At 65.2% G+C, this 12,779-nt stretch carries 14 protein-coding genes; 11 read left to right on the top strand and 3 right to left on the bottom strand.

Going from position 1 to position 12,779, the window contains the following annotated elements; genetic code table 11:
• The first annotated feature begins 25 nt into the window (after positions 1-25).
• From TSB10GB4_RS15885 to TSB10GB4_RS15835, 11 genes are all read left to right on the top strand, one after another.
• Positions 26-1,003 (top strand): TRAP transporter substrate-binding protein, encoded by a 978-nt coding sequence (locus TSB10GB4_RS15885; protein WP_186396518.1) that lies wholly within the window; start codon positions 26-28, stop codon positions 1,001-1,003.
• An 84-nt stretch (positions 1,004-1,087) separates the two neighbouring features.
• Positions 1,088-1,555: a TRAP transporter small permease gene (locus tag TSB10GB4_RS15880; protein WP_208984833.1), complete on the top strand. Its 468-nt coding sequence runs from the start codon at positions 1,088-1,090 to the stop codon at positions 1,553-1,555.
• Position 1,556: 1 nt separating this feature from the next.
• Positions 1,557-2,852 carry a TRAP transporter large permease gene (locus TSB10GB4_RS15875; RefSeq protein ID WP_186396517.1) on the top strand — a complete coding sequence of 432 codons (1,296 nt, stop codon included), beginning with the start codon at positions 1,557-1,559 and terminating at the stop codon, positions 2,850-2,852.
• 111 nt (positions 2,853-2,963) lie between these two features.
• On the top strand, positions 2,964-4,262 hold the full coding sequence (locus TSB10GB4_RS15870; protein ID WP_186396516.1) for an FAD-binding oxidoreductase: 1,299 nt from the start codon (positions 2,964-2,966) through the stop codon (positions 4,260-4,262).
• A 76-nt stretch (positions 4,263-4,338) separates the two neighbouring features.
• Complete coding sequence (locus tag TSB10GB4_RS15865) at positions 4,339-4,806, top strand: L-2-amino-thiazoline-4-carboxylic acid hydrolase (RefSeq protein WP_244570927.1); 468 nt, start codon at positions 4,339-4,341, stop codon at positions 4,804-4,806.
• 77 nt (positions 4,807-4,883) lie between these two features.
• A complete protein-coding gene (locus TSB10GB4_RS15860; RefSeq protein WP_186396514.1) occupies positions 4,884-6,008 on the top strand; it encodes an ABC transporter substrate-binding protein in 1,125 nt (374 codons plus the stop codon).
• A gap of 171 nt (positions 6,009-6,179) precedes the next feature.
• Complete coding sequence (locus TSB10GB4_RS15855; RefSeq protein ID WP_244292962.1) at positions 6,180-7,094, top strand: branched-chain amino acid ABC transporter permease; 915 nt, start codon at positions 6,180-6,182, stop codon at positions 7,092-7,094.
• Positions 7,087-8,097, top strand: coding sequence for a branched-chain amino acid ABC transporter permease (locus tag TSB10GB4_RS15850; protein ID WP_244292964.1), 1,011 nt, complete (start codon positions 7,087-7,089; stop codon positions 8,095-8,097). Before TSB10GB4_RS15855 ends, TSB10GB4_RS15850 begins: the two co-directional genes overlap by 8 nt.
• Entirely contained in the window at positions 8,094-8,849 is a 756-nt protein-coding gene (locus TSB10GB4_RS15845) for an ABC transporter ATP-binding protein (protein WP_186396513.1), read from the top strand. Before TSB10GB4_RS15850 ends, TSB10GB4_RS15845 begins: the two co-directional genes overlap by 4 nt.
• Positions 8,846-9,556: an ABC transporter ATP-binding protein gene (locus TSB10GB4_RS15840; protein WP_186396512.1), complete on the top strand. Its 711-nt coding sequence runs from the start codon at positions 8,846-8,848 to the stop codon at positions 9,554-9,556. The genes TSB10GB4_RS15845 and TSB10GB4_RS15840 overlap by 4 nt, the downstream gene beginning before the upstream one ends.
• 56 nt (positions 9,557-9,612) lie before the next feature.
• Positions 9,613-10,083 (top strand): L-2-amino-thiazoline-4-carboxylic acid hydrolase, encoded by a 471-nt coding sequence (locus TSB10GB4_RS15835; RefSeq protein WP_186386563.1) that lies wholly within the window; start codon positions 9,613-9,615, stop codon positions 10,081-10,083.
• 38 nt (positions 10,084-10,121) lie between these two features.
• Here the strand turns inward: TSB10GB4_RS15835 and TSB10GB4_RS15830 are convergent, their stop codons facing one another.
• Genes TSB10GB4_RS15830 through TSB10GB4_RS15820 form a run of 3 tightly spaced genes read right to left on the bottom strand, consistent with a single transcriptional unit; the run spans position 10,122 to position 12,684 of the window.
• Positions 10,122-11,057: a DMT family transporter gene (locus TSB10GB4_RS15830; RefSeq protein WP_186396511.1), complete on the bottom strand. Its 936-nt coding sequence runs from the start codon at positions 11,055-11,057 to the stop codon at positions 10,122-10,124.
• 32 nt (positions 11,058-11,089) lie between these two features.
• Positions 11,090-11,722, bottom strand: a complete 633-nt coding sequence (locus TSB10GB4_RS15825; protein ID WP_186396510.1) for a 2-dehydro-3-deoxy-6-phosphogalactonate aldolase — start codon at positions 11,720-11,722, stop codon at positions 11,090-11,092.
• Positions 11,719-12,684, bottom strand: a complete 966-nt coding sequence (locus TSB10GB4_RS15820; RefSeq protein ID WP_186396509.1) for a 2-dehydro-3-deoxygalactonokinase — start codon at positions 12,682-12,684, stop codon at positions 11,719-11,721. The genes TSB10GB4_RS15825 and TSB10GB4_RS15820 overlap by 4 nt, the downstream gene beginning before the upstream one ends.
• Between the last annotated feature and the right edge of the window lie 95 nt (positions 12,685-12,779).

Raw genomic sequence — 12,779 nt, 5'->3', positions numbered from 1 at the left:
CCGGCGCTTAAGAGGAGACGGTTAAATGACTCGCACATTCAGGATATTGGCGGTGGCAGCAGTGACGGGCCTGGCCTCCGCAATGCCTGCGGCAGCCCAGACGCTGCGTCTGGCCACAGTTGTGTCTGCGCCGCATCCCTGGGTGGATGCTGCCGAGGTGTTCAAGACCGAGGTCGAGGCGAAAACGGGTCTGACCGTCGAGATTTTCCCCGGTGGCCAGCTCGGGAACGACCAGACCGTGGTCGATGAGATGCGCATCGGAACGGTCGATGTGATGATCGGCGGCGTCCAGAATATCTCGCCCTTCGTCAAGAAATTCGAGTTCTTCAGCCTCAACTATCTTTTTGGCGGAATGGACAGTTTCCGCGCGGCGACGGATCCGCAAGGCGAGATCTTCGCCCATTTCAAGCAGGAAGTGGCCGATGCCGGAGTGGGGCTGAACTTGCTGGCGCTGACCGGCGGCGGCACGCGCAATCTGTCGACGTCGTCGGGACCCGTCACCAAACCGGAGGACCTGCAAGGCACGCGCATGCGCGTGACGGGCTCGGCCCTGGACGGCGAGACCTGGCAGACCTTCGGGGCCCTGACCACCTCGCTGCCCTGGACCGAGGTCTATACGGGGGTGCAGACCGGCGTTGTCGGTGCGTTTGAAAGCACGATCAGCGGGTTTTACGGCGCGCGTCTGTATGAAGTGGCGAAATTCCACAACAAGACCGAGCACCAGATCATGATGAGCCATATTTCCATCAGCGAGCTGACATGGGGCAAGCTCTCGGAAGAAGAGCGGGCGGTGATCGAAAGTGCAGCCATCGCGGCGGCGGCCCATGGGACCGACATGGGCGAGAAATATGACGCCGAGCTCATCAACCGGCTGGCCGAACAGGGCGTGACGGTCTCCGAGGTCGACAAGGATGCCTTCATCGCAAAGATCATCCCCTTGCACGAGACCTATGCCGACCGCCTTGGGGCGAGGGACTTGTTGGAGATTATCCGCGGGCTGTAGTCGGCAACCGGCCACGGACCTTGTCCGTGGCCATTTTTCAATGAGGGGATGATGCGTACTCTAAATACCCTTCTTGAAAGGGTGATGATCTTTGTTGCCAACTGCCTGTTCGCGATTTTCATATCCGCGATCCTGTATCAGGTTGTGGCCCGCAACTATCTGATGATCTCGGTGAACTGGACGGATGAAGTCGCGCTGTTCTGTTTTGTCTGGTCGGTGTTCTTCGGGGCGGCCGTGGCGTTTCGTCGTGGGGTGCATTATGTGGTCGAAATTCTTCCGCACCGGTTCATCACGCTGAACAACATCCTGCGCCTGTTCGGGTCGCTGGCTTGCCTTCCGGTGATTTACGTCCTCGTCGTCCATGGGCAGATTTTCGCCGAGATGGGCTGGCGGAGAAGCTCTGTCGCGCTGCAAATGCCGATGGTCTACGCCTTTGCCGCCATCCCGATTTCGGGCGTAGCCATGGCGCTGTTTGCGATCGAGGTCATTCGTGACGACTTTCGTCGTCTGCGAACCCGCACGCCCGTCGGACGACAGCCTGAGGATTACTGACATGCCCCCCTTTCTCACGCTGATTCTCAGCTTCCTGGGTCTGATCGCGTTGCGCGTGCCGATTGCCTTCGCCATTGGCCTGGCGTCGATCATCACGATCTGGCAGCTCGGTATCCCGCTGACCTCCGTCATCAACCAGATGTTCGCCAGTATCAATTCGTTTCCGCTGCTGGCGGTTCCGTTCTTCCTCCTGCTTGGACGTTTGATGAACGACGGAGGAATTACCGATCGCTTGCTGAATTTTGCGGACGCGACTGTCGGACACATCCGGGGTGGGCTGGGGCATATAAACGTCATGGTATCGATGATGTTTGCCAGCCTGTCGGGGTCGGCCGCGGCCGATACAGCCAGTGTGGGAGGGGTGCTGATCCCGGCGATGAAGAAGGCGGGGTATCCGGCGCCGTTTTCCGTCGCGTTGACGGCGGCATCCTCTGTATTGGGAGGGATAATACCGCCGTCCATCCTTATGGTGATCTATGGCGCGTTCGGGAACGTCTCCGTCGGCGCCCTCTTTCTGGGCGGTATTGTACCGGGAATTCTGGTGGGCCTGTCCCAAATGGGCTATACTTACGTTGTTGCAGGCAAGTTCGACGTAAAACCAAAAGAAAAAGCCTCGTTCAAACGTGTTGTCGAGACCGGTCTGCATGCTGCGCCGCCGATGATCCTGCCGATCGTCGTCCTCGGTGGGATTATCATGGGCGTCTTCACCGCTACCGAAGCGGCGGCCATTGCCGTGGCGGTCGGGTTTTTGCTGTCGATGGGCTTTTATCGCGCCATCCGGATCAGAGACCTGCCCAGGATATTCTCGGATTCGGTAATCTCGTATTCGCTGCCCATGTTTGCGGTCGCGTCGGCGGGGATCATGGGGTGGTTGATTTCCTATCTGGGCATTGCCAGTGATGCGGCCACGTTCATCCTCTCGGTGACGGACACGCGCATCGGGTTGATGCTGATGATCATGGGGTTCATGCTGATCATCGGGACGGTCCTGAGCCCGGTCACCGCCGCCATCATCTTTCTGCCCATCATCCAGAGCATCGGCAATGTCGGCGGAATAGATCAGGTGCATCTGGGTCTTATTGTCATCCTGTCGCTGACCCTCGGACTGATTACGCCGCCATACGGGATTTGCCTACTGATTGCGACGCAGATCGGGAATGTCTCCAGCCTGCGCGCGTTCGTGGCAATCATGCCCTTGATAGGACTGGTCATGGCGATCATCGTATTGGGGATCGTGTTTCCAGGACTGTTCATGTATCTGCCTTGGACTTTCTTGCCCGATGCATTCCCCAAATAGGCCATCTGCTGTCCTGCAACCGCGATGGCGGCTCCTGCAGCGGCGACAATCCGGGGCAGGAGCTTCCATCCACGAACCTCTCTCCCGGGTCTCTTGAGAACGGACCAACCCATGTTTTCCAGCAAGCAGATCTCGGCATCCCTGTGGGCGGACACGGCGCCGCCAAGGCCGCCGGCGCCCCCGGTCTCCGGCCGCATCGAGACCGATGTGGCGGTCATCGGCGGCGGCTTCTCGGGGCTTTCCACGGCCCTGCACCTGGCCCGCGCCGGGCACCGGGTCACGGTGCTGGAAGGCATGGAGGTCGGCTTCGGCGGATCGGGCCGCAACAACGGCCAGGTGATCCCGACGATGACGGCGGCCGAGCCGGACGCGATCGAGACGCGGTTCGGCGAGACCGGCGAGCGCTTCACCGCCCTGGTGCGCGACAGCGCCTCCTATCTGTTCGACACCGTCCGCGAGGAGGGCATCGACTGCGAGGCGGAACAGACCGGCTGGTTCCAGCCGGCGCACCGGGAAAGCCGGCTGAAGCTGAGCCGGGCCCGCGTCGAGGCCTGGGCGAAGCGCGGCGCGCCCGCCCGCCTGGTCGATGCGGCCGAATGCGCCGAACTGCTCGGCTCCGACCGCTGGTTCGGCGGCATGTACAACCCGACCGGCGGCCATATCAATCCGCTGGCGCTGGCCCGCGGCCTGGCAGGCGCCTGCGAGGCCAGGGGCGTCACGATCCACGAGAAAAGCCCGGTCGAGGCGGTGGAGCGGCGCGAGGGCCGCTGGCACCTGCGCACCCCCGCCGGCGAGGTCGTCGCCCGCGCGGTGATGCTGGCGAGCAACGCCTATACCGGCGTCCTGTCGTCGCGGCTGGCGCCGAAGGTCGCCCGCTCCGTCGTGCCGGTGCTGTCCTGGCAGATGGCGACGCGCCCGCTCACGGAGGCGCAGCGCGAGGTGGTGGTGCCGGGCCGCCAAGCGGTCTCCGACACCCATGGCGACCTGCATTTCTTCCGCTACGACAAGCGGAACCGCCTGGTGACCGGCGGCGCGCTGGCGCTCGATCACAACGGCCCGGACCGGCTGCGCGAGCTCGTCGGCCGCCGGCTGCAGACGGCGTTCCCGGTGCTCGGCAAGCCGGAGTTCGACTTCGTCTGGAACGGCTATATCGGCATGACCGAGGACCGCTTCCCCTTCATCTGCCAGCTCGGCCCGGATTTCTGGTGCTGGGCCGGCTGCAACGGCCGCGGCGTCGCCCTGTCGATCTCGCTCGGCCGCGAATTCGCCGCGGCGATCGCCGGCACCCCGGTTGCCGAGCTCGCCCTGCCGATGTCCGACCCCAAGCCAATCCCCCTGCACGGTCTGGTCACGACCTTCGCCCCGCCGGTGATGCTCCCGCTTTACCGGTGGCGCGACGGCCGCGACTGACCCAAGCAAGACAGCCAAGAGGACGATGCCCCATATGACCCAGCACACCACCAGCGAGCCAGTCGTCACGCTCGAGATGCTGAAGGCGGCCTTCGCGATGCGCGCCAAAGCCTATGCGCATATGTTCGACGTGCTGCGCGAAGCCTATGGCGCCGAGCGCGCGGTCGAGCTGATCGCCGAATCCACCCGTCGCCTCGGCAAGGACATGGGCAAGAAATTCGCGCATCTGGGCCCGGGCGACCTGCCGGGCCTGAAGGACGCCTTCATCGGCGGCATCCCGTGCTCGGCCGAAATGTTCGCGCCCGAGATCAAGACATGCGACGACGAACGTCTGGAAATCCAGTTCCACCGCTGTCCGCTGAAGGACACGTGGACGGAGCAGGGCCGCAGCGAGGAGGATCTCGAGCTGCTCTGCAAGGCCGCCGGAGCCATCGATGGCGGCCTGTTCACCGAGGCCGGCTTTACCTTCAAGGGGGAAACCTGGACAAAGGGCAAGACCGGATGTTGCCTGCTGCGGGTCGAACCCGGCGTTGGTGCAGGTTGAAACGACCGTCATCCCGGCCGCGGGGTGACCCCATCAAACAACAAGACAAACTCTTCCAGATACAGGAGTAGATCACTATGACCATGTCTCGCAGGACCACTCTCGGACTGTTTGCCGGCGTTGCCGGCATGCTCGCCGTTCCGGCCGTCGCGCTCGCCGACGGCCCGGTCTATCTCGGCTACCAGTTGCCGCTGACTGGCAACACGGCGCAGTACGGCCAGGACTTCAAGACCGCCGCCGAGATCGCCCTCAAGGACTTCAACGCCTCCGGCAAGATGAAGGTGCCGGTGGAGATCATCTTCGAGGACTCGCGCTCCGACGCGAAGGAAGGCGTCGCCATCGCCCGCAAGTTCGTCGACGACAAGCGCATCGTCGCCGCGCTCGGCGACTTCACCTCGACCGTGTCGATGGCCGCCGCCCAGGTCTACCAGCGCGCCGGCATGGCCCAGCTCAGCCAGACCGCCTCGCACCCGGACTATGCCAAGATCTCCGAATGGCAGTTCCGCAACATCACCACCCAGGCCCAGGAAGGCGTCTACAACGCCGACTGGATGACCCAGAACGGCCTGAAGAAGATCGCGGTGATCGCCGAGCAGACCGACTGGGGCCAGTCGGTGGTCAAGGACTTCGCCGAGCAGGTCAAGGCGAATGGCGGCGAGGTGGTCTTCACCGAGTTCTTCAACCGCGGCCTGCCGGACTTCCGCTCGATCATCACCAAGATCGAGCGCGCCAAGCCGGACGCGATCTACACGGGCTTCTTCTATGAGGACGGCGCCCAGTTCCTCAAGCAGATGAAGCAGCTCAACGTCGAGACCCCGGTCTATTCGACCTCCGCCGCTTACAACCAGAAGCTCGTCGAGCTCGCCGGCCCGGCGGCCGAAGGCCTGTTCCTGACGGTCACCTTCCTGCCCAACAGCGAGAGCGACCACGTCAAGACCTTCGTCGACGAGTGGAAGGCGGCGCGCGGCGGTGCCGAGCCCGGCCAGTTCCCGGCCCAGGCCTATGACGCGGTCAACATCATGCTGGAAGCGGTCGCCCGCGCCTATCCGGACGTCTCGCGCCAGAACGTCCGCGATGAGCTGGCCAAGACGACGGACTTCCCCGGCGTCACCGGCGTCACGTCCTTCGACGAGAACGGCGAGGCGCTGAAGCAGCTCACCAAGGCAACGGTGACCGACGGCCAGTTCGTCCCGGTCAAGTAACGCCGCGTTCCCCGCTCTCCGGCCGCAAGGTGCGGGGAGCGGGGCCGCAGCCGGGCTCCGCAGACTTGGCGCGTGTCGAGGACCTGCCGCCGCCACGACCCGGTCTCCGGGCGGCGGGGACGGCTCCCCCTTGCGCCTGGTCCCCGTGTTCCCAGGTCAGGACAGACTCCCGTGATAGATCCCTATTACCTGCAACAGTTCACGATCGGCATATCGCTGGGCATGGTCTATGCCCTGATGGCCATCGGCTTCACGCTGATCTTCGGCGTTCTCAACGTCGTCAACTTCGCCCATGGCGAGGTCTACACGATCGGCGCCTTCGCCGGCATCATGGCGATCGCCGCCTTCGGCCCGCCCTTTCTCGTCATCGTCTTCATCGTCCTGGCGGTCGGTGCGCTGTCCGGCTTCAGCCTGGAGCGGGTGGCATTCCGGCCGTTCCGACGGTTCTCGGACGAGGCTTCGCTGAAATCGCGGGCGATGCGCGAGGCGACGCTGATGTCCTCGCTGGCCATGTCGATCATCGCCCGCGAGGCCATGGAGCTGCTGTTCGGCTCCGAGTTCCAGACCATCGACATCAGCTACCTGATCAACAAGCCGATCTCGCTCGGGCCGGTCACCATCGTCAACGGCGACATCATCATCTTCCTGGTCTCGGTGCTGATGCTGGGCGGGTTGCAATGGCTGCTGAAATACAGCGCCATCGGCCTGTCGATCCGGGCGGTGTCGAACAATCCCTTGGGCGCGAAATATGTCGGCATCAACACCGACCGCACCATCGTGCTGACCTTCGTCATCGGCTCGATGATGGGCGCGCTCGCCGGCATTCTCGTCGGCCTCTATTACGGCGCGGTGTTCCCCTCGATGGGCTTCATTCCGGGGGTCAAGGCCTTCGTCGCCATGGTGATGGGCGGGTTGAGTTCCATTCCGGGTGCCGTCATCGCGGCGCTGGTGCTGGGGGTGGCGGAGAGCCTGTCGACGACCTTCATGTCGTCGGTCTGGGCCGACATGGTCGCCTACCTGTTCCTGATCGTCACCCTGGTGTTCTTCCCGCAGGGGCTCTTCGGAGCGAGGAGGGAACGTGTCTAAGGATCTGATCACATCGGCGGTCCTCAAGATCGCCATCCTGGCGGTGCTGTTCGCCGCCCTTCCGGCCCTGCTGGCCTATCTCGGCCAGGGCTATCTCTACCAGGTCGTCATGCTGGCGCTGATCTTCTCGCTGCTGGCGGTGTCGCTGCAACTGGTCACCGGCATCGCCGGCCTGCTGCACCTGGGCCATGCCGCCTTCTATGGCGTCGGCGCCTATATCGCGGCGCTGGCCGGGGCCGATTACGGCATCGGCTTCACCCTCGGCCTGCCGCTGGCGGGCCTCGGCGCGGCGGCGATCGCCTTCGTCGTCGCCCTGCCGACCATGCGGCTCGTCAGCATCTATTTCGCCGTCGCCACGCTCGGCATCGGCCAGATGATCTTCCTCGTGCTGCAGAACTGGGTCGAGGTCACCAAGGGCCCGAACGGGGTGATGCTGTTCACCGGCATCGACCTGTTCGGCTACACCGTCGACAGCGAGCTCGGCACCTATTTCGTGGTGGCGACGATCGTCTGCGCCTCGATCTGGGTCATCCACCGGCTGAGCCATTCCTACTACGGCAATGCGCTGCGCAGCTTGCGCGAGGATGACCAGTGCGCCGATGCGATGGGCATCGACACGGTGCGGCTGAAGATCGAGGCCTTCATGATCTCGTCCTTCTTCGCCGGGATCGCCGGGGCCTTGTGGGCCTATACCACCGGCTACATCTCGCCGATGGACTTCGATTTCTCGGAATCGATCCTGATCCTTGCCATGGTCGTGGTCGGCGGGCTGGGCAGCATTCCCGGCGCCGTCATCGGCGCCCTGCTGTTGATCCTGCTGCCCGAGGCGCTGCGCGGCGTCGGCGACATCCGCAACATCATCGTCGGCTTCGTGCTGTTCTTCTCGATCCTGTTCCTGCCCAAGGGACTGTTCGGTGAGGTGCCGGCACTGAACTTCATCCGCCGGCAGTTCGGGTCCGCCTGGCAGGACAATCCCGACAAGCAGAAGGTGGGCTGGAAATGAGCGCCATGCTTGAGGTGGACAACGTGTCCCGGCGCTTCGGCGGCCTGATGGCGGTCGACAGCGTCACCACCACGGTCGGGGAAGGGGAACTCGTCGGGCTGATCGGCCCGAATGGCGCCGGCAAGACGACGCTGTTCAACCTGATCTCCGGCTTCACCCCGGTCTCCTCCGGCGAGATCCGCTATCGCGGCGAGACGATCAGCGGCCTCAAGCCGTCGGTGATCGCCTCGAAGGGCATTTCCCGCACCTTCCAGAACCTGCGCGTCTTCCCCAACATGACCGTCTTCGACAATGTCTCGGTCGGCGCGGTCGGGGCCATCGGCCAGAGCCCGTGGCAGGCGATCACCGGCGGCTCGAAGCGGGCGCAGCAGATCTCCGAGCGAAGCTGGGAGGCGCTGGAGAAGGTCCGGCTGACCCAATACGCCAACGACCTGGCGGCGAACCTTGCCTATGGCAAGCGCAAGTATCTGGAGATCGCCCGGGCGCTGGCGATGAACCCGGACCTGCTGATCCTTGACGAACCGGCGGCGGGACTGAACGATTCCGAGACGGCGGAGCTTGCCGCCTTCATCAAGGAGCTACATTCGGGCGGGATCACCGTCATGCTCGTCGAGCACGACATGGGTCTCGTGATGAGCATCTGCGAGCGGATCGTCGTGCTGGCGTCGGGCCGCAAGATCGCCGATGCGGAACCGGCGGTCGTCCGGCAGAACCGCGAGGTCCTGGAAGCCTATCTGGGGGTGGACGAGTGAACGTTCTCGAAATCGCAAACCTGTCCCTGCGGATCGGCGTCCAGGACATCCTGCACGACATCAGCCTGGACCTGCCCGAAAAGGGCATCTACGCCATCCTCGGCGCCAATGGTGTCGGCAAGACCAGCCTGATGCGCTGCATCTCCGGCATCTACCACCCGACCGGCGGCGAGATCCGCTACGAGGGCCGGAACATCGTCGGCCTGAAGAGCCACCAGATCGTCGATCTCGGCATTCTGCAGGCGCCGGAGGGACGGCAGATCTTCTCCAACATGAGCGTGCTGGAGAACCTGACCATCGGCGGCGGGCCGCTGAAGACGCAGGAACTCGACCGGGTGCTCGGGCTGTTCCCCAAGCTGAAGGAACGGCTCAAGCAGGGCGCCGGCTCCCTGTCCGGCGGCGAGCAGCAGATGCTGTGCATCGGCCGCGCCCTGATGCGCCGGCCCAAGGTGCTGCTGCTCGACGAGCCCTCGCTCGGCCTTGCGCCGATGCTGGTGCGCTTCATCTTCGACCTGGTCGAGGAGATCCGCGCCCAGGGCTACTCGATCCTGATCGTCGAGCAGAACGCCAAGGCGGCGCTGCGCATCGCCGACCGGGCCGCGGTGATCGAGGGCGGGCGGATCGTCATGGAGGGCGCGGCCAAGGATCTCGCCAATGACAGCCGCGTCGCCGATGCCTATCTGGGAGGGCATGTCGCAGCTCACTGAGCCGCGACACCCGCCAGGACACCACGGGCGCGACACGGAAAAACGAGGGAACGACGATGACGCTGCCGATGATCGAGAAACGCCGCATCGAGGCCGCGGTCCTCAAGCATGTCTTCGACGTGCTGGTGGAGCGGCACGGGCGCGAGGAAGCGGAAAAGGTGATCGGCGAGGCCGTCTCCAACTCCGCCATCGCGCAAGGCAAGGAGTTCCGGGAGAAGGAGCCGAGCGAGCCTGACCTTGAGAACTTCGCCGACCTGCTGCCGCTGTGGCAGATGGACGACGCGCTGCAGATCGAGGTGCTGGAGAAGGGGCCGGACCGGCTCGACTTCAACGTCAAGCGCTGCCGCTATTCCGAGGTCTACAAGGAGATGGGGCTCGGCGATATCGGCCATCTGCTCTCCTGCAACCGCGATGGCGACTTCTGCATCGGCTACAATCCGAGGATGGAGCTGACGCGCACCCAGACGATCATGAAGGGCGCGTCGCATTGCGACTTCCGCTACCGGCTGAAGCCGGCGGCCGAATAGGCTCCTCGCTTTCCTGTTTCAAAATGACGGCGCGGCTCTCACGGGCCGCGCCGTTTTCTTTCGGTGAAGACGAGGCCGATGCCGCAGGCGGCGATCAGCGCCGCACCGACCAGCGTCAGCGGGCGCGGCGCGAGGTCGAACAGCACGAGATCGAAGAGGGCGGCCCAGATCACCGCCGAATAGCGGGTGGCGGCGACCATGGTCGAATGGCGCGCCCGCGTCGCCGAGGCGATCAGCAGGTTGCTGAGGATATAGAAGACGATCATCGCCGCGATGATGCCGGTCTCGCCGGCGACCAGGGGCCGCCAGTCACCGACGACACCCAGGGCGAATGCCAGCATCAGCGTCGCGATGCTGGCCGTGAAGGAGAGTTCAAGGCTCGGCACGCTCGAGGCGCGCCGGCTCGTCAGCAGGTCGCGGGCGACATAGAAGCCGGCCGAGAAGATGGCCGAGAGGGCGCCCTCCATGCTTCCCGCAAGCGCCGGGCCGGTGGCGATCAAGGCGCCGGAAAACGCCAGCAGCAGCAGGATGCGCCCGCGCGGCGACAGGGGCTCGCCGGCCAGCAGCCAGTTCATCGCCATCACGCCGAGGGGAATGGTCATCATCACCGTGGCGACGAAGCTGAGCGGGGCGAGGGTCAGCGCGTGCATCAATCCGGCCGTGGCGATGGCCTCCAGCGCGGCGCGCGCCAGCACGACGCGCGGCGGCCAGCGCAGGCCGCGCCGGATCATCAGCGGCAGCAGGAGGAAGATCGTGCCGACCGCGCGCAGCAGGATCAACTGGCTGGTCGGCATCACCGCCAGCAGCTTGACGCAGGCATTGTTGACGGTGCCGGCCCCTGTCGCCAGCAGGCCCTCGATCAGCGGCCGCCGGTCGCCGGGGGGCGGCGGCGGGCCCTGATCGGGTGCGGGCTGCCCGGATTTGGGGTGCCCGGATGTGGGGTGATCGCGCAATCGGCCGGCATCTGGCGGCATGGCGGTGGGATCCCGAAGGGAGGAAGAGGGAATCAGGTGCCGGGGAAGGCCTTGCGGGCGGCGGCAATGAGGTCGCGCGCGCGTTCCGCAAGCTGGTCCAGCGAAAGGCCCGGCCGGTAGAGCGAGGAGCCGATGCCGAAGCCGCTGGCGCCGGCCTCGCACCAGGGTGCCATCGTCGTGGTGTCGATGCCGCCGACGGGGAGCAGCAGCGCGTCCTGCGGCATGACGCTGCGCCAGGCCTTCAGCGCGCGCGGCGCCATCGCCTCGGCCGGGAAGAGCTTCAGCGCGTCCGCCCCCTGGCGCAGCGCGGCGAAGGCCTCGGACGGGGTGGCGACGCCCGGAAGCGTCACCAGTCCGCAGGCTTGCGCCGCCGCCACCACGTCGGGCGCGTAGTTCGGCGCGACCATCAGCCGGCCGCCGACATCGGCGAGCCGGCGGCACTGGTCCGGCTCCAGCACGGTTCCGGCGCCGATCAGCGCGCGCCCGCCATGGGACTTGGCCAGCCTGCCGATGCTGGCGAAGGGATCGGGCGAGTTGAGCGGAACCTCGATGATGCGGAAGCCGGCCTCGAACAGGACGTCGGCGACATCGGTGATTTCCGCTGGCGTGACACCGCGCAGGATGGCAATGAGCGGGCAGGCGGCAAGCGCTTCGCGCAAGGTCATGTCAGATCTCCCTTGGCCGCGGCGAGGATCTGCCGGGCGCCGTCGATCGCGGCATGGTCGCTGCCTTCCATGACATCCAGACCGAAATGGCGTGCGACAATGGCATAGCGCCGGTTGAGCCCGTCATTGCCGACGATGCCGATGCGCTCGCCCCTGGTGAACTCGCCCCTGGCGAAGAAGCCGCAATTGCGGGCCTGGCGGAACTCCTGCGCGATCAGGAGCCCGGAGACGTAGTCGCGAATGTCGCCTGGGGCAAGCTTGCCGGCGAGCATGCCGGTGCGCGCGGCAAAGACCAGCGAGAGCATGGCATCGCCCTCCGCACCCTCCGGCGCGCCGTCTTTGATGCCGCGCTCGAAGGCGGCGATGTTTTCCCCGGCATTTTCCGAGCCGGCGGCGGCGCGGGCAATGAACGAGTGCTGCGTCAAAAGGGCGAAGAACTCGCCGGTGACGAAGGTGCGAAAGCCCGAGATCCGGCCGCCGGCAACGCGGGCCCATTTGCTGTGGGTACCGGGCAGGACGAGCGTTGCGTCCCTGTCGAGGCCGAAGCCGACGATCTGGGTCTCCTCGCCGCGCATCACATCGGGGAAGGGCGCGCGGGCCGGATCGGTGATGCCGGGAAGCAGGATCGCGCGCGAGCCGTTGGCGAGAGTGCGTGTGACGGTTCCTTTTGCGAGGTCCGCGACCGCGCAGGGGCAGGGGACATAGGGCACCTCGATCCAGCCGTTGCGGCTGGTGACCATGCCGACCAGCACGATGTCGAGCGCCCCTTCCGCCTCCAGCCACGGCGCGAGCAGGGCAAGCAGCCGGGTCTCGAACGAGCCCTTTTCCACAAACTGGATGCCGTCGCCCGTCTCGATGCGGTCGCGCTGCGTGCCGTCGGCGGCGAGCAGCACCGCGCGGAAGGAGGTGGTGCCCCAGTCGACCACGACATGCGGCGCATTGAGGGCGGAGGGGGAGGGCATGAATCGGTCCTTTCGGGGGCGGCGATGGGTCGAGCATTGATGCTTGTCTTAGCCGCAGAAACAAGATAGTGTCAATTTATGAAACATAGTCTCAC

This window comes from Stappia sp. TSB10GB4 (assembly GCF_900185745.1).
In the GTDB taxonomy this organism is placed as follows: domain Bacteria; phylum Pseudomonadota; class Alphaproteobacteria; order Rhizobiales; family Stappiaceae; genus Stappia.
Note: the sequence above shows the minus strand (reverse complement) of the source record. Positions and strands in the feature narration are given on the sequence as shown.

Coding starts and splice junctions, on each gene's coding strand:
- TSB10GB4_RS15885 (WP_186396518.1), top strand. CDS start 26: ATGACTCGCACATTCAGGATATTGGCGGTGGCAGCAGTGACGGGCCTG.
- TSB10GB4_RS15880 (WP_208984833.1), top strand. CDS start 1,088: ATGATCTTTGTTGCCAACTGCCTGTTCGCGATTTTCATATCCGCGATC.
- TSB10GB4_RS15875 (WP_186396517.1), top strand. CDS start 1,557: ATGCCCCCCTTTCTCACGCTGATTCTCAGCTTCCTGGGTCTGATCGCG.
- TSB10GB4_RS15870 (WP_186396516.1), top strand. CDS start 2,964: ATGTTTTCCAGCAAGCAGATCTCGGCATCCCTGTGGGCGGACACGGCG.
- TSB10GB4_RS15865 (WP_244570927.1), top strand. CDS start 4,339: ATGCTGAAGGCGGCCTTCGCGATGCGCGCCAAAGCCTATGCGCATATG.
- TSB10GB4_RS15860 (WP_186396514.1), top strand. CDS start 4,884: ATGACCATGTCTCGCAGGACCACTCTCGGACTGTTTGCCGGCGTTGCC.
- TSB10GB4_RS15845 (WP_186396513.1), top strand. CDS start 8,094: ATGAGCGCCATGCTTGAGGTGGACAACGTGTCCCGGCGCTTCGGCGGC.
- TSB10GB4_RS15835 (WP_186386563.1), top strand. CDS start 9,613: ATGACGCTGCCGATGATCGAGAAACGCCGCATCGAGGCCGCGGTCCTC.
- TSB10GB4_RS15830 (WP_186396511.1), bottom strand. CDS start 11,057: ATGCCGCCAGATGCCGGCCGATTGCGCGATCACCCCACATCCGGGCAC.
- TSB10GB4_RS15825 (WP_186396510.1), bottom strand. CDS start 11,722: ATGACCTTGCGCGAAGCGCTTGCCGCCTGCCCGCTCATTGCCATCCTG.
- TSB10GB4_RS15820 (WP_186396509.1), bottom strand. CDS start 12,684: ATGCCCTCCCCCTCCGCCCTCAATGCGCCGCATGTCGTGGTCGACTGG.